We start from the raw sequence: 13,728 nt of genomic DNA on the forward strand, positions 1-13,728 counted from the left end.
GGCTCGGCAGCGGCTACGGGGGTGGTGTCAGCTCGCGTTGCATGATCAGGGTGCGTTCTTCGCCGTGGTGTTGCTCGCGCAGGGTGTGAAAGCCCAGGTTGGCGTAGAAGCCTTCGGCGGTGATCGAGGCGGGCACGGTCAGCTGGCTGATGCCGGCGCTCAGGGCCTGGCGTTCCAGCTCGGCCATCAGTTGGCGGCCGATGCCCTGGCCTTGCCGTGCGGGGGCGACGAAGACCGAGCGCACCACATGGCCGTCGAGGCTGGCGGTGCCGACGATTTCGCCGGCCGCCTGTGCCACCCAGACCTGGCGTTTGCTCAATAGCTGTCGCACGGCGTGCGGGCTGAAGTTTTCCTGCACCTGGGCGATTACCGCGGCGGGGTAGTCCTGGGCGTTGCTGGTCTGCAGGGCGGCGATGATCAGGCGGCTGATGGCGTCGGCGTCCTGCGCGTGGGCGGGGCGGATTTCACAGTCCATGTGGGGCGTCCTTTGAGGGGTAGGTCTGGACACTAGCCTTGGTGGGGATTGTTCGCTAGGGGTTGTTTACCAACTGCCATAGGGAATGCCGTACTTCTCTATGTAGCGCTTGGAGTTCTCGGGTAGCGGATAATAGTGCCCGTTTGATTTACCGAGGTGCGGTCCCAGCGGTTCAATTTCAGCTTGTGCACGAGCGACCTTGACCGTGTTGCGGCATTCATCTCTGACCCAGACTTGCACGATGCCACCCGGAGTGAGACCTAAATAGACCGATGCCATATAGCGAGCGATCTGATGCGGAGTTTCTGGGCAGCGTCGGTTAGTCGAGGTGGTCATTATTTTCCGGGCCTCTTCCGGGATATCCACCCATGCTCGATAGGTCTGTGGCTCTACGACCGATTGCCAGCGTACGAAAATGCGCTTGGGCAGGTCAGCGCCAACCACTGACTTACCGCTACCTCCAACTCCCTTCCCGCCCCATCCTCTGGCCCACTCTTTGTCGTAACCCATATCACCACCCGCAGCGGAGCCACCGCCAGTGCGAAGGAATAGCTTGCCGTTGATATCTTCAACTGCGCTGTCTTCGACCCAAACTTTCATATAGAACGGCTCGCTGAAGCCAAGTTGCCACCAAGGTGCCTTGGGGTCGTTTTTTCCAGATAGCGGATCACTGGTCCAGCAACCAGTCAACAGCAGTGTGCCCAGCAGGGCGATGAATGCTCTCATTACCAAAGCGTCCAATCAGGTACGTGAGGATGTTGCACACGCACGGCATCCACCGTGGGGGCGTTGATATAGACGACTTTAAGGCTGCCGCCGTCCTGTTTGCCCAGCGGGTGGTTCCAGTGGGCAGAGAGATGGATATAACGCAGCTTGAGCATGGTTTCCTCGGCTGGCGTCGTACTGTAGTCACCAGCGACAAACCTGTCACAAAGGGTTTGCAGCTCTTGCGGGATGGCGTAGTCCGCATCTTGTTCGTCGATGGGGTTGAAGCGCACTCCATTCTGCCTGGCCAGTTCATACATGACACGAAGGTACACCCTCGATAGCCTGTTGCTCATAGGGCGCTTGAGCTGCAGGCCGGCATACACTCGCTTTTGTCGTACGCCGAGGCGGTCCTGTGGATCTTGCGGCAATAGCAATGGCTCCGGTGTGACGATCTCCAGCCATTGTGCGGGCCAACCCTTGGACAGCCAGCGCTTTCTCGTCTGTACCGCTTCCCGATAAATCGAGGTTTGGGTTACATCGGCATTGATCGGCACCTCCAGCGCTTGCATCGGACTGACCAGTACACACTCCTGCACCTCATTCAGATAACCGCCGCCGATATCCGAGTGTGCGCCGGGCAGGGTGATCTCTACGTGATCGGGCTTGACCCGGCTCAGGGCAAAGTTGGCGCGGTACTCGTCGCGGGCGACTAGTTGCACTACTGAGCGAAAGTAACGGCGGTCGAGATGAAGCTTGAGGCCTGGGGCAATCGCGCTGCGGACATTGCCCAGATTACTCAGTCCGGCAACTGACGGCACCGTATCGAACAAGCCAATAAAACCCATGTCGACATTGTGGCCGTACTGCCGGTTGAAGTTAGGGCTGAAGGCGTCGGAATAGCTGTGCAGAATCAGCTCAAACGGGCCAAGCCAGCGCACGACTTCATTGGCAAAATGTCGGGCCGATGCCGCGCCTCGGCTAAAGCCAAAAGTATCGAAGATCAGTGAAGTGATCTCGCCTTCGGGGTTCTCTTTATGGATATCGTTGATATGTTCTTTGATCTCACGGAAGGCCCTTTGCACACATCCCAATACTCCGGTGTCGCCACGCCCTGTACCCGAGGTGATCAGGCTGTCTTTTTCACCCGTCTGTGTGCCGATACCCTCAACATAGATTGAACGAAACGCTCGCTTTTTCAGTTCTCCACCCTCGCTTTCTCGGCTGGAATAGTACAAATCACTCAACCGCTTAACATTGCTCACATCATTCCCATAACTACTCTCCGGATCCCTCATATGCGGCTTGCAGCTGCCATCGATATCCCTGGCTTCAATGGCATGCTGTGCGCCGCAAACCTGGCCCATGGCCGAGTTGCTGGCGTTGTTACCGGTACCGTCGAAGAACACACCGATGCGCAGCGCCACCTGGACCTTTTCAGGCGGTGGCGTGGGTTCCTTGGCGTACTTTTCGTACTGGGCCCAGAGCTGTTCACCGTAGCTGGGTTGGTCGGTTTCGGCGGCGCGCTCCGCTGGGAGCTGGTTGGGGTTGGCGGGCCGTAGAAGGTTGGGCATCGGCCCGGGTCCGTTGCTGGCCATGGCAGGTCCTGGTTCAAGCGAAAGGGGCGCTGGAAACCGTACCGGGAATGGTGGGGCAGGGATTTAGGAGGAATCTGCAAGCGTCGACGCAGTGGCTGATTTGGTTGTAGGAGCGATTGATTGCCGGGATGTTTTTGTTGCCTGGGCGGGCGCTATCGCGAGCAAGCTTCGCTCCTACAGAAGAGCGTTTGCTCGCGATTGCGGGTTCAACGCCAGGCGCCGAGTGCTCCGAGGCTGAGCATCACCGCCGCCAGCATCCCCACCAAGGCAAACAGCTGCTGCAACCGCGGCCCGGCCAGATAGCGGGCGACCTGTCGGCCGGCGATCAACCCCAGCACTGCGCCAATGGCGAAGGGCGCGCCCACCGCCCAGTGCATCACACCGCTGAGGCTGGCGGTGATCACGCTGCCGGCGGACACCAGGGCGATCACCGCCAGGGAGGTGGCGACGATGCTTTTGCTGTCCAGGTTGGTGTAGCGGGTCAGCGCCGGGATGATCACGAAGCCGCCGCCGACCCCGAGCAGCCCGGAGAGCATCCCCGAGAGCATGCCGGTGACGGTCAGCGCGCGGGCGCAGGGCAGGGTCCAGCGCAGCCGGCCCTGCAGGGGGTTGAGCACGCAGGGCTGGAAGGCCGCGCGGGGTGCCGGTTGGCCGTGGCGCAGTTCGCGGGTGGCCTTGAGCAGGATGCGCCCGCAGGCGTACAGCAGCACCGCGGAAAACAGCAGGGCCAGCGGCAGGTTCGGCAGACGGTGGGCCAGCCACAGGCCCACGGGCGCCATGAGGATGCCGATGGCGGCGACAAAGCCGGCGGCGCGGTAACGCACGATGCCTTCGCGCAGCCCCAGCACCGCGCCCACGGCGGCCGCCAGGCCCACCGCGAGCAGGCCGATGGGCGCGGCCTCGACCATGCTCAGGCCGAGGCCGAACACCAGCAGCGGCACTGCGAGAATCCCGCCGCCGGCCCCGGTCAATGCCAGGATCGCCCCGATCAGCGCGCCGAGGCCGGCGCCCAGCAAGCTGTACTCACTCATGATTCCGGCAGGTCCGTCACCAGGCTGGGCCGAGCCAGCCACTCATGGCCCTTGAGCATGCCGCGCCAGTACAGCGGCGGCAGGATGCGTTCCTTCAGCCACCAGGCGCGGCGGGTCGGCTGGCGACCGTCCAGCAGCCAGGCCGGAAAGCTTGGCGCGACCTTGCCGCCGTAGGTGAATTCGGCGAGGACGATCTTGCCGCGCTCCACGGTCAGTGGGCAGGAGCCGTAGCCGTCGTACTGGGCCCGGGTCGGCAGGCGCTTGAGGTTCACCAGCACGTTGGTGGCCACCACCGGCGCCTGCTTGCGCGCCGCCGCCGCGGTTTTCGCGTTGCTGGTATTGGTCCCGTCACCGAGGCCGTGGATGTTGCTGTAGCGCTTGTGCCGCAGGCTGTGCGGGTCGACATCGATCCAGCCGGCGGCGTCGGCCAGCGGGCTGTTGCGGATAAAGTCCGGGGCGGTCTGCGGCGGCACCACGTGCAGCATGTCGAAGGGCAGCTCGATGCGCTCCTGCTGGCCATCGGCGCCGTTGCGGACGAAGGTCGCCCGCTTACCGGGGCCGTCCACCGCCACCAGGTTGTGGCCGAAATCCAGGGCGATGCCGTATTTCTTCACGTACTCCATCAGCGCCGGCACATAGTCCGGCACGCCGAACAGCACGCCGCCGGCATTCAAGAAACGCGTGTTGATCTGCCCCAGCCGGCCGTTGCGCAGCCAGTGATCGCAGGACAGGTACATGGCTTTCTGCGGCGCGCCGGCGCATTTGATCGGCATCGGCGGCTGGCTGAACAGCGCCTGGCCCTGCTTGAGGTTCTGCGCCAATTGCCAGGTGTAGGGCGCCAGGTCGTAGCGGTAGTTGGAGGTCACGCCGTGCTTGCCCAGGGTTTCGCTCAGGCCGTCGATGGCGTTCCAGTCGAGCTTGAGGCCGGGGCAGACGACCAACTGGTCATAGCCCAGCACACGATCGTCGTTGAGTACCAGGGCGTTGTGCTCCGGCTCGAAGCTGCTCACCGCCGCCTGAATCCACTTCACCCCCTTGGGGATCAGCGAGGCCATGCTGCGGGCGGTGTCTTCGGCGCGGAACACCCCGGCGCCGACCAGGGTCCAGCCGGGCTGGTAATAGTGGGTGTCGGCCGGGTCGATGATGGCGACGTCCAGGTGCGGTTCGCGGCTGATCAGGCTGGACGCGGTGGTAATGCCGGCCGCGCCGCCGCCGACGATCAGCACCTGGTGGCTGCCGTTGACGGCTCGTGGGATGGGGGAAATCGGGCGCATGGCAGCGTCTCCTGGTGGAGTGGCGTTATAGGTGTTAAAGGGCGTTCAGCGGGATCTTCAGGTAGCTCACGCCGTTGTCGTCGGGCTCGGGGAACTGGCCGCTGCGCATGTTGACCTGCACCGACGGCAGGATCAGCACCGGCATTTCCAGGGTGGCGTCGCGGGCTTCGCGCATGCGCACAAAGGCGTCTTCGTCGATCCCTTCATGGATATGGATATTGTGGGCGCGCTGTTCGGCGACCGTGGTCATGTATTGCAGCTCGCGGCCGTTGGGCAGGTAGTCGTGACACATGAACAGCCGGGTCTGCGCTGGCAGGGCGAGGATCTTGCCGATGGAGCGGTACAGGGTGCGTGCGTCGGCGCCGGGGAAGTCGCAGCGGGCGGTGCCGTAGTCGGGCATGAACAGGGTGTCGCCGACAAAGGCCACGGTCTCTTCAGCGACCTGTACCAGGTAGGTCATGCACGCCGGGGTATGGCCGGGGGTATGCAGGGCGCGGGCCTGGAGGTTGCCGATGGCGAAGCGGCTGTCGTCTTCGAGCAACACGTCGAACTGGCTGCCGTCGCGGGCAAAGCCCTGGCCTTCGTTGAACAGCTGGCCGAACACCTGCTGCACCACGGTGATCTGGTTGCCGATCGCCACCCGGGCGCCGAGCTGCGCCTTGAGGTACGCCGCGGCGGACAGGTGATCGGCGTGCACGTGGGTCTCGAGGATCCAGTCGACCTGGGCGTCCAGTTCGCGTACCCGGGCGATCAGTTTGTCGGCGGACTCGGTGCGGGTGCGGCCGGACTTGGGGTCGTAGTCCAGCACGCTGTCGATCAGCGCGCAGCGCCGGGTGTCGAGGTCCATCACCAGGTAGCTGATGGTCCACGTCTGGCTGTCAAAAAAGGCTTCTACGCACAGCGATGCGCCGATGATCATGGGGTTCTCCGAACAATAGGGTGACGCCGGCCAAGGCGGGCAGTCGTCCCTTGGACTGTCAATAAGCGTGCCAACCGGCGCGCGCTGCTTTTACCGCCCATTCATTGAATTCAAAGGCCTGGGGTGGGCGTTCTGGCTGTCACTGTCAATTGTAGGTGGCAGTCGATTGGCAGTTTCTGGCAGGAAATGGCAGAACCCGGGCCCATGGTTTAAGCTGCCGCGCAACGCCCAGGAGTTGCCATGCCCCAGTCCCCGAATGCCCTCGCCAATCCTGAAATGTTAGCCCTGATGTCCTATCTGGAGCATGACGCGCAGCCGACGATCCTGTTAGACACCGACTACAACATCCTCGCCGCCAACACCGCCTACCAGCGCCAGTTCGGCGTCGAGGGCAAGCCCCATGTCGGCGCCAAGTGCTATCGGGTGTCCCACCAGTTCGCGGTGCCGTGCGACCAGGCCGGCGAGCATTGCCCGATGCGCAAGGCCTTCGAGACCCGCCTGCCGGAGCGCCTGCTGCATATCCATCACACCCCGCGCGGGCCGGAGCATGTGGATGTGGAGTTGCGGCCGATCCTCGGCGACACGGGGCAGGTGGTGGCTTACGTCGAGCGCCTGAGTTCGGTGGCGGTGGCCTCGGTGCAACCGCAGCAGAAGGGGCTGGTGGGGCGTTCACCGGCCTTCAATGCGGCCTTGAGCGCCTTGCAGCGGGCGGCGCCGTCGCAGATCCCGGTGCTGTTGCAGGGCGAATCCGGCACCGGCAAGGAGCTGTTCGCTCGCGCCCTGCATGACGGCAGCCCGCGTGCCGGCGGGCCGCTGGTGGTGGTCGATTGCACTGGCCTGACCGAGTCGCTGCTGGAGAGCGAACTGTTCGGTTACGAGAAGGGCGCCTTCACCGGCGCCCTGCAACGCAAGATCGGCCTGGCCGAGGCGGCTCATGGCGGCACCCTGTTTCTCGACGAGATCGGTGAAGTGCCGCTGGCGATGCAGGTCAAGCTGCTGCGGCTGATCGAGTCCGGCAGCTTTCGCCCGGTGGGTAGCCTGCGCACCGTGCATTCGGACTTTCGCCTGGTCTCGGCGACCCACAAGCCGCTCAAGGAAATGGTCGCCGCCGGCACCTTCCGCCAGGACCTGTACTACCGCATCAGCGCCTTCCCGATCCGCCTGCCGGCCCTGCGCGAGCGCAGCGACGACCTGCCGCTGCTGATCGACAGCCTGCTGCAACGCCTGGCGCCGGGCGCGGTGCCGCGGGTCGCGCCAGAGGCCCTGGAGCGCCTGGGCCTGTATGCCTACCCGGGCAATATCCGCGAGCTGCGCAATATTCTCGAACGGGCGCGGTTGTTCAGCGACGACGGGGTGATCCGCGTCGAGGACCTGCCCGAGGAATTGCGCGCCGGCAGCGCCGCCGCCACAACGCCACCGAGCCGGCGCCGCGCGGGCAAGGACCTGGAACAACTGGCCCATGCCCTGGAAGTGTTCGAAGGCTCGCGCAGCGAACTGGCCAAGGCCCTGGGCCTGAGCGAGCGCACCCTGTACCGACGCCTGAAGGCCCTGGGTATTTCCTGAGCCACGCCATATCGCCCCCCTCGACATTCCGCTCCCGCGCAATGCCTGTGTAGCCGCTGCCGAAGGCTGCGATCGAGCGGCACGCTCGCGGCGATCTTGCTGGCGCCGGAGACCCTGCGGGTCTATCGCAGGCTTCGCCAGCGGCTATAGGGATTCTGTGATCCCCTCGATATTCCGGCCCCGCGCAATGCCTGTGTAGCCGCTGCCGAAGGCTGCGATCGAGCGGAACGCTCGCGGCGGTCTTGCTAGCGCCAGAGACCCTGCGGGTCTATCGCAGGCTGCGCCAGCGGCTACAGGGATATGCGCCCCCCTCGACATTCCGGCCCCGCGCAATGCCTGTGTAGCCGCTGCCGCAGGCTGCGATCGAGCGGCACGCTCGCGGCGGTCTTGCTGGCGCCAGAGACCCTGCGGGTCTATCGCAGGCTTCGCCAGCGGCTACAGGGTTGCTGCGTCCCCCTCGATATTCCGGCCCCGCTCAATGCTTGTGTAGCCGCTGCCGAAGGCTGCGATCGAGCGGCACGCTCGCGGCGATCTTGCTGGCGCCGGAGACCCTTCGGGTCTATCGCAGGCTGCGCCAGCGGCTACAGGGATGCGCTTCGGCGGTAAGGGGGGATTAGCTCCAGGGCACGATGGCGATGCGCCGTGGTCGTAGTTTCTGCCCGCCTTTCTTTCGACGTCACGCCAGTGGCGCCGGGCCTTTGAGGAGTCGCCATGAGCCAGGATCTACTCGCCACCGAAACCAATCGCCGGCAGTTGCAGCAGATCATTTCCGGACTGTCCGACGGGGTCATCCTGCTCGAGGCGGACCGGCGCATCGTCTGGGCCAACGAGGCGGCGCTGGCCATGCACGGGGTCGAGGAGATCGCCGAGCTGGGCGCCGACGACCAGCAATACGCCGAGCGTTTCGCCCTGCGTTATCGCAACAACCACCCGCTGGCGCTGGACAGCTACCCGATCAACCGGGTCGCCGCCGGGGAGACTTTCAGCGATGTGGTGGTGGAGGTGCGCAGCGGCGAGGGCGAGGAAGAACGCACCTGGGTGCATCGGGTGCGCAGCATGATCCTCACCGACCGCGCCGGCGAGGTGGAATCCCTGGTGCTGATCCTCAGCGACGCCACCGAGTGGGCCAGCGCCGAACAGCGCTTCGAGAAGACCTTCAATTCCAACCCGGCGCCGGCGGTGATCTGCCGCCTCAGCGACCTGCGCTACATCAAGGTCAACCAGGGCTTCCTGGAAATGACCGGTTATGCCCGCGACCAGGTGATCGGCCGCTCGGTGTACGAAGTGGATGTGCTGGAGGGCGCCGAGCGCAAGGACCTGGCCATCGAACGCCTGAACCAGGGCGCGACCATTCCGCAGATGCAGGCCGAACTGCGCCTGCCCGAAGGCGGCAGCAAGCTGGTGATCGTTGCCGGCCAGCCGCTGGATATCAACGAAGAAGACTGCATGCTGTTTTCCTTCATGGACCTGGAGCCGCGGCGCAAGGCCGAGACCGCCCTGCGCCAGAGCGAGGAGCGCTTTGCCAAGGCGTTTCGCCTGACGCCGGTGCCGACCCTGGTCTGCGGCGCCGACAGCCAGCAGATCGTCGACGTCAACGAGGCCTTTCTCGACAGCACCGGTTATGCCGCCGAGGAGCTGCTGGGCAAGACCGTGGAAGAGGTCGGTTTCATCGCCAGCCCGCAGGCCTGCGCCAGCCTGTTCGGCGCCCTGGAGAAAAGCGCCGATGTGCGCAACGTCGACCTTCGGGTGGCGAAGAAGGGCGGCGAACTGCTCGACTGCGTGGCCTCGGCCGACACCGTGGATATCCAGGGCAAGCCCAGCTACCTGCTGGTGCTGATGGACATCACCGAGCGCAAGCGCTCCGAGCTGGAGCTGGTGTCGGCGATCGAGGAGGTGATGCGCGATGCCTCGTGGTTCAGCCAGACCCTGATCGAAAAGCTGGCCAATGTGCGCAGCGCCAACCAGGCCGAGCAGCCCAGTGCGTCCTTTACCGACCTGACCGCCCGCGAGCGCGATGTGCTGGGGCTGATCTGCGAGGGCCTGGCCGACAAGGAGATCGCCGCGCGCCTGCAACTGGCGCCTAGCACGGTGCGCAATCACGTGGCCACGGTGTATTCCAAGCTGGCGGTGCACAGCCGCGCCGAGGCCATCGTCTGGGCTCGCGAACGCGGGCTGTTCAGCGGCGACCGTCGCGGCAAGGCTCAGCGCTGAAAGGTGCAGCGCTGACCGGTGCAAATGCACCAGTGCCACCAGTACAAATGGCGCTTCTGCGGCGTCACAGGGTTTCTTAGGCTGGGTGAGGTGCGGCGCCGTGGCGGACACGGGCCGTGCACCGAACATCATCAGCTGAAGGAATGCACATGCGTAGCGAACAGATCAAAGGTGCGGTGGGCACGGCGGCCGGCAAGGCCCAGGGTGCAGTAGGCGAGCTGCTGGACGATCAGCAGATGCGCCTGGAGGGGGCGGCCCGCCAGGCCGCCGGGCAATTGCAGGAAACCTATGGCGATGCCCTGGACCGCGTCTCCCGCTTCGTCCGTAACAAGCCCATGGCCAGTGTCGCCATCCTCGCCGGGATCGGCCTGCTGGCCGGCCTGTTATGGCGTCGCCGCTGAGGAAGGCCTGGGTGATTTCCCGGGCGCAGTTGCGCCGCTACATCGAACAGGGCTTCGCGCCCCTGGCCTGTGCCTTCAGCACCGGCTCCGACTCCACCTTCACCCTGCGGATCTACGAACCGCAGAGTGGCCGGGTCGACCTGGTGGTCACCGGCATCGACCCGCGGCTGCTTGAGACTGAAGCGGACGTGCTGGCGATGATCGAGGAGCTGCGGTACGAGTTGCGCAGCAACTCCATCAGCCTGCTGCATTTGTCCTGCCCCCCGCCGACATGCTCTTCGTAGGGGAGTGGCGTGGGTAGCTGCGCTTCAGCCCTTGGCGATCAGGCTCGGCCGGCAATCGAGGCTCAGGCGCGCGCCGCCACTGTCGCTGCTGCCGACGTCGAGCTTGAAGCCGTGCAGGCTGACGATGGCGGCGACGATGGACAGGCCCAGGCCGAAGCCGCCGTGGGAGTTGCTGTCGTCGACCCGGTAGAAGCGCTGGAACACCGCCTTGCGCTCGGCCTCGGGAATGCCGGGGCCGGAGTCGAGGACTTCCAGGCGCGTACAGCCGCCGTCCTCGACACCGCGCAGAATCACCTCGCCGCCCGGCGGGGTGAACTTGATCGAATTGCTCAACAGGTTGGCCAGGGCCTCGAACAGCAGGGCGCGGTCGCCGGTCAGGCTCGGCAGCGTGGCGGGCACATCCAGGGTCAGGGTCAGCTGGCCTTCCTCGGCCAGCGGCAAATAAAAGTCATACAGCTCGCGCAGCAACGGCAGCGGATCGAGTTCGACAAAGCCCGAGCGGCGCTGGTGGTCCTCGATCTCGGAAATCCGCAGCAAGCCGCGAAAACGCGCCATCAGCCGGTCGGCCTCGGCCAGCACCTGGTCCAGCTGCAAGGCTTCCGGCGTGCCCTCGATCGCCTGTTGCTGCATGCGGTACAGCTGGGCGCGCAGGCGGGTCAGCGGGGTGCGCAGGTCGTGGGCGATGTTGTCGCACACGCCCTTGACCTCGTTCATCAGCCGCTCGATGCGGTCGAGCATGGCGTTGACGATGGCCGCCAGCATGTCCAGCTCGTCGCGGCGGTTGGACAGCGGCAGGCGGTGGGTCATGTCGCCGGCGACTATCGCCTCGGCGCTGGCCTGCAGGGCGCGAATGCGCCGCAGCGGCCGGCGCCGGAGCAGGTGCCAGCCGGCGGCCCCGGGAATGATGGTCAGCGACACGCCCCACAGCAGCGCGTGGAGGATGATCCGCGTCACCGCGAACAGCGAGCCGTTGTCGCGCACCAGGATCAGCCAGCGGCCATCGCGGGTGTAGGTGGCCACCGCATCGCAACTGTCGCGGGGCAGGTTGGGGTCGTCGGAGTCGATGCAGCTCTTGAGCTCGTGGATCTGCCCGTCCAGCGGCAGGTCGTCGGGGATCTCGCGGATCGGCCCGCTGAGGTAGCGCCGGCGCTCGTCGAACAGGCCATAGGCGTCGATGGCGCGCATGTCGAAGGTCATGCTGGTGGTCAGGGCCTCTTCCAGCTGCTCGCCCTGGAAGCGCGCGAACAGGTGCTGGCGCTGCATCAGCGAGTGCTTGGCCAGGCTTTCCAGATACCCGGACACCTCGTAGTACATGACGCCCATGAGGATGCAGCTCCAGGCCACGAACAGTGAGCTGTAGAGCGCCAGCAGGCGGCTGCTGGAGGAGCGCCAGCCCTTAGAGGGGTTCAGCAATGACATAACCCGAGCCTCGCACGGTGCGGATCAGCGGGGTCATGCCTGGCGGATCGATTTTTTTACGCAGACGGCCGATATGCACGTCGATCAGGTTGGTGCCCGGGTCGAAGTGATAGCCCCAGACCTCCTCGAAAATCATCATCCGCGAGAGGATCTGGCCGGTGTTGCGCATGAGGAATTCCAGCAGCTTGTATTCGGTGGGCAACAGGCTCAGCAACTGGTCGGCGCGGGTCGCTTCGCGGCTGATCAGGTTCAGCTCCAGGTCGGCGACCCGCAGGCTGGTCTCGAATTCCTGCACCGTGCTTTTGCGCCGCAACAGCACCTCGACCCGGGCCGCCATTTCGTCGGAGGCGAAGGGTTTGGTCAGGTAGTCGTCGCCGCCGGCGCGCAGGCCGCGCACGCGCTCGTCGACGTCGGACAGGGCGCTGATCATCAGGATCGGCGTCGACACGCCGATGGTGCGCAGGGTGGTGACGATCGCCAGGCCGTCCAGCTCCGGCAGCATGCGGTCGAGGGTGATCAGGTCGTAGTCGCCGCTGACGGCGCGCACCAGGCCTTCGCGACCGTTATCGACCCAATCCACGTCCAGCCCGTGGCTGCTCAGTTCGGCCACGATTTCGCGGGCTGTTACGGCATCGTCTTCGATGGTCAGAATGCGGGTCATAGGGGCTTACCTGATTGGGATTTCATGACACAGGCCGGCATTTTGCCAAGAAATGGCCGCGGGCTTTCTAAAAAATCTTTCATCTTCGCGCCCGTGCCCTGGCCAACGCAGGGTAGCAGGCGGGCCGGGTCGGCCGATCGTTGATATCATCCAGCTATTACTGGCTGGCAGGGACGCTACGCAATGCACCGACCTCATGACCTCGACTGGAAAGCCCTGGGCATTTGCCTGTTGCTGCTGGCGGCGGCCCCGGCGTTCGCCGCCAATCAACCCTGCTCCGGCAAGAAGGGCGGGATCGCCGGTTGCGACGGCGAGCTGTTTTTGTGCAACGACGGCTCCATCAGCGGCTCCAAGCAAAACTGTGCGGCGCGCTACGGCGACTCGGGCCAGGCCGCGCGCCCGCAAAGCCTGTTGCGCAGCAGCGACGGCTGCTCCTGTGGCAGTGGCAGTTTCTGCACCGGGCCACGGGGCGGGGTCTATTGCCTGACCCCGAGCGGCAGCAAAAGCTACAAGCGCAAATAACCCGCGCAGACGCCGATTGGACAGGCCCGGGTGCCTCTACTAGCGTTGCCGGCACGGCGCCGCCGGGGGCCACTAGCGGGGACAACACGGATGGACAAACAGCAAGCCAAGCGCCAAGTCATCGCCAGCCTCGAGGCCGGGCGCTCCAAGGGCGAAACCTTTGCCGCGTTCGCCGGCAGCGGGATCAAGGAGCGGCTGCTGGCGTTCTGGATCGCGGCCTATTCCGACCCCGCGCTCTATGCCCGGCACCGGCGCAAGATCCAGCTCCTGCTGGCGGTGATGTTGCTGCAGGCGGTGGTCGGTGCGGTGGCCGGGTTCTTCCTCGGCTCGGCCATCGGCCCCAAGGCTGCCTGGGTATTCGCGCTCTTGGGTGGGGTGGTGCCGCTGCTGTTTGCCTGGGGCTTCCATAAACCTTCGGCGAACGCCTACACCATCTATGCCCTTCTGACCCTGTCACAATTCCCGCGGTTGTTCGAAGGTTATGCCGAGGACCCGTTGGGGACCCTGATCGGCGCGGCCATGACCTTGGGGGTGGTGTTTTTTGCGATGTACGTGCGTAGCCTGATCTTTCCGGATTTCGCTTTCATCGGGCCGCGCAAGGTCAAGGGCCGCTACGTGTTTTCCAGTTAGGGCAGGGCGGCGCAAGGCGCATTCCAGAGCCTTGC

At 65.0% G+C, this 13,728-nt stretch carries 14 protein-coding genes; 6 read left to right on the forward strand and 8 right to left on the reverse strand.

Annotated features, from left to right (window positions below; all coding sequences use genetic code 11):
• Positions 1 to 13: 13 nt before the first annotated feature.
• The 6 genes from CXQ81_RS14490 to CXQ81_RS14515 all read right to left on the reverse strand — a co-directional run bounded on the left by CXQ81_RS14490 (position 14) and on the right by CXQ81_RS14515 (position 6,002).
• On the reverse strand, positions 14 to 475 hold the full coding sequence (locus CXQ81_RS14490) for a GNAT family N-acetyltransferase (protein WP_101337591.1): 462 nt from the start codon (positions 473 to 475) through the stop codon (positions 14 to 16).
• Between the two features lie 66 nt (positions 476 to 541).
• Positions 542 to 1,201, reverse strand: coding sequence for a DUF2931 family protein (locus tag CXQ81_RS14495; protein ID WP_101337592.1), 660 nt, complete (start codon positions 1,199 to 1,201; stop codon positions 542 to 544).
• Positions 1,201 to 2,778, reverse strand: coding sequence for a DUF2235 domain-containing protein (locus tag CXQ81_RS14500; protein ID WP_101337593.1), 1,578 nt, complete (start codon positions 2,776 to 2,778; stop codon positions 1,201 to 1,203). Before CXQ81_RS14500 ends, CXQ81_RS14495 begins: the two co-directional genes overlap by 1 nt.
• Before the next feature lie 206 nt (positions 2,779 to 2,984).
• Positions 2,985 to 3,809 (reverse strand): sulfite exporter TauE/SafE family protein, encoded by an 825-nt coding sequence (locus tag CXQ81_RS14505; protein WP_101337594.1) that lies wholly within the window; start codon positions 3,807 to 3,809, stop codon positions 2,985 to 2,987.
• Positions 3,806 to 5,083, reverse strand: coding sequence for an FAD/NAD(P)-binding oxidoreductase (locus CXQ81_RS14510; RefSeq protein ID WP_101337595.1), 1,278 nt, complete (start codon positions 5,081 to 5,083; stop codon positions 3,806 to 3,808). Before CXQ81_RS14510 ends, CXQ81_RS14505 begins: the two co-directional genes overlap by 4 nt.
• Positions 5,084 to 5,117: 34 nt before the next feature.
• On the reverse strand, positions 5,118 to 6,002 hold the full coding sequence (locus CXQ81_RS14515; RefSeq protein WP_085531406.1) for an MBL fold metallo-hydrolase: 885 nt from the start codon (positions 6,000 to 6,002) through the stop codon (positions 5,118 to 5,120).
• A 240-nt stretch (positions 6,003 to 6,242) separates the two neighbouring features.
• Here CXQ81_RS14515 and CXQ81_RS14520 point away from each other — a divergent pair, with 240 nt between their 5' ends.
• The 4 genes from CXQ81_RS14520 (at position 6,243) to CXQ81_RS14535 (ending at position 10,461) form a co-directional block, all read left to right on the forward strand.
• Positions 6,243 to 7,565, forward strand: a complete 1,323-nt coding sequence (locus tag CXQ81_RS14520) for a sigma-54-dependent Fis family transcriptional regulator (RefSeq protein WP_101337596.1) — start codon at positions 6,243 to 6,245, stop codon at positions 7,563 to 7,565.
• Between the two features lie 711 nt (positions 7,566 to 8,276).
• Positions 8,277 to 9,776: a helix-turn-helix transcriptional regulator gene (locus CXQ81_RS14525; RefSeq protein ID WP_101337597.1), complete on the forward strand. Its 1,500-nt coding sequence runs from the start codon at positions 8,277 to 8,279 to the stop codon at positions 9,774 to 9,776.
• A 149-nt stretch (positions 9,777 to 9,925) separates the two neighbouring features.
• On the forward strand, positions 9,926 to 10,177 hold the full coding sequence (locus tag CXQ81_RS14530; RefSeq protein WP_101337598.1) for a CsbD family protein: 252 nt from the start codon (positions 9,926 to 9,928) through the stop codon (positions 10,175 to 10,177).
• Positions 10,162 to 10,461: a DUF1652 domain-containing protein gene (locus tag CXQ81_RS14535; RefSeq protein ID WP_371860891.1), complete on the forward strand. Its 300-nt coding sequence runs from the start codon at positions 10,162 to 10,164 to the stop codon at positions 10,459 to 10,461. The genes CXQ81_RS14530 and CXQ81_RS14535 overlap by 16 nt, the downstream gene beginning before the upstream one ends.
• Positions 10,462 to 10,485: 24 nt before the next feature.
• On the opposite strand, the gene CXQ81_RS14540 is transcribed toward CXQ81_RS14535, so the two are convergent.
• Both CXQ81_RS14540 and CXQ81_RS14545 read right to left on the reverse strand, forming a co-directional pair.
• On the reverse strand, positions 10,486 to 11,880 hold the full coding sequence (locus tag CXQ81_RS14540; RefSeq protein ID WP_101337599.1) for a HAMP domain-containing sensor histidine kinase: 1,395 nt from the start codon (positions 11,878 to 11,880) through the stop codon (positions 10,486 to 10,488).
• Complete coding sequence (locus CXQ81_RS14545; protein WP_007930717.1) at positions 11,858 to 12,541, reverse strand: response regulator transcription factor; 684 nt, start codon at positions 12,539 to 12,541, stop codon at positions 11,858 to 11,860. Before CXQ81_RS14545 ends, CXQ81_RS14540 begins: the two co-directional genes overlap by 23 nt.
• Positions 12,542 to 12,724: 183 nt before the next feature.
• On the opposite strand from CXQ81_RS14545, the gene CXQ81_RS14550 reads away from it, so the two are divergent.
• Together CXQ81_RS14550 and CXQ81_RS14555 are read left to right on the forward strand one after the other, a co-directional pair.
• A complete protein-coding gene (locus CXQ81_RS14550) occupies positions 12,725 to 13,063 on the forward strand; it encodes a hypothetical protein (protein ID WP_101337600.1) in 339 nt (112 codons plus the stop codon).
• Between the two features lie 90 nt (positions 13,064 to 13,153).
• Complete coding sequence (locus CXQ81_RS14555) at positions 13,154 to 13,693, forward strand: hypothetical protein (protein ID WP_101337601.1); 540 nt, start codon at positions 13,154 to 13,156, stop codon at positions 13,691 to 13,693.
• The last annotated feature ends 35 nt before the right edge of the window (positions 13,694 to 13,728 follow it).

The organism is Pseudomonas sp. 09C 129, assembly GCF_002843625.1.
Classification (GTDB): domain Bacteria; phylum Pseudomonadota; class Gammaproteobacteria; order Pseudomonadales; family Pseudomonadaceae; genus Aquipseudomonas; species Aquipseudomonas chlororaphis.

Excerpts from the sequence above, each read along its gene's own strand:
- CXQ81_RS14515 (WP_085531406.1), bottom strand. The coding sequence starts at position 6,002 with ATGATCATCGGCGCATCGCTGTGCGTAGAAGCCTTTTTTGACAGCCAG.
- CXQ81_RS14540 (WP_101337599.1), bottom strand. The coding sequence starts at position 11,880 with ATGTCATTGCTGAACCCCTCTAAGGGCTGGCGCTCCTCCAGCAGCCGC.
- CXQ81_RS14555 (WP_101337601.1), top strand. The coding sequence starts at position 13,154 with ATGGACAAACAGCAAGCCAAGCGCCAAGTCATCGCCAGCCTCGAGGCC.
- CXQ81_RS14535 (WP_371860891.1), top strand. The coding sequence starts at position 10,162 with ATGGCGTCGCCGCTGAGGAAGGCCTGGGTGATTTCCCGGGCGCAGTTG.
- CXQ81_RS14490 (WP_101337591.1), bottom strand. The coding sequence starts at position 475 with ATGGACTGTGAAATCCGCCCCGCCCACGCGCAGGACGCCGACGCCATC.
- CXQ81_RS14495 (WP_101337592.1), bottom strand. The coding sequence starts at position 1,201 with ATGAGAGCATTCATCGCCCTGCTGGGCACACTGCTGTTGACTGGTTGC.
- CXQ81_RS14505 (WP_101337594.1), bottom strand. The coding sequence starts at position 3,809 with ATGAGTGAGTACAGCTTGCTGGGCGCCGGCCTCGGCGCGCTGATCGGG.
- CXQ81_RS14530 (WP_101337598.1), top strand. The coding sequence starts at position 9,926 with ATGCGTAGCGAACAGATCAAAGGTGCGGTGGGCACGGCGGCCGGCAAG.
- CXQ81_RS14510 (WP_101337595.1), bottom strand. The coding sequence starts at position 5,083 with ATGCGCCCGATTTCCCCCATCCCACGAGCCGTCAACGGCAGCCACCAG.
- CXQ81_RS14500 (WP_101337593.1), bottom strand. The coding sequence starts at position 2,778 with ATGGCCAGCAACGGACCCGGGCCGATGCCCAACCTTCTACGGCCCGCC.
- CXQ81_RS14525 (WP_101337597.1), top strand. The coding sequence starts at position 8,277 with ATGAGCCAGGATCTACTCGCCACCGAAACCAATCGCCGGCAGTTGCAG.
- CXQ81_RS14550 (WP_101337600.1), top strand. The coding sequence starts at position 12,725 with ATGCACCGACCTCATGACCTCGACTGGAAAGCCCTGGGCATTTGCCTG.
- CXQ81_RS14545 (WP_007930717.1), bottom strand. The coding sequence starts at position 12,541 with ATGACCCGCATTCTGACCATCGAAGACGATGCCGTAACAGCCCGCGAA.
- CXQ81_RS14520 (WP_101337596.1), top strand. The coding sequence starts at position 6,243 with ATGCCCCAGTCCCCGAATGCCCTCGCCAATCCTGAAATGTTAGCCCTG.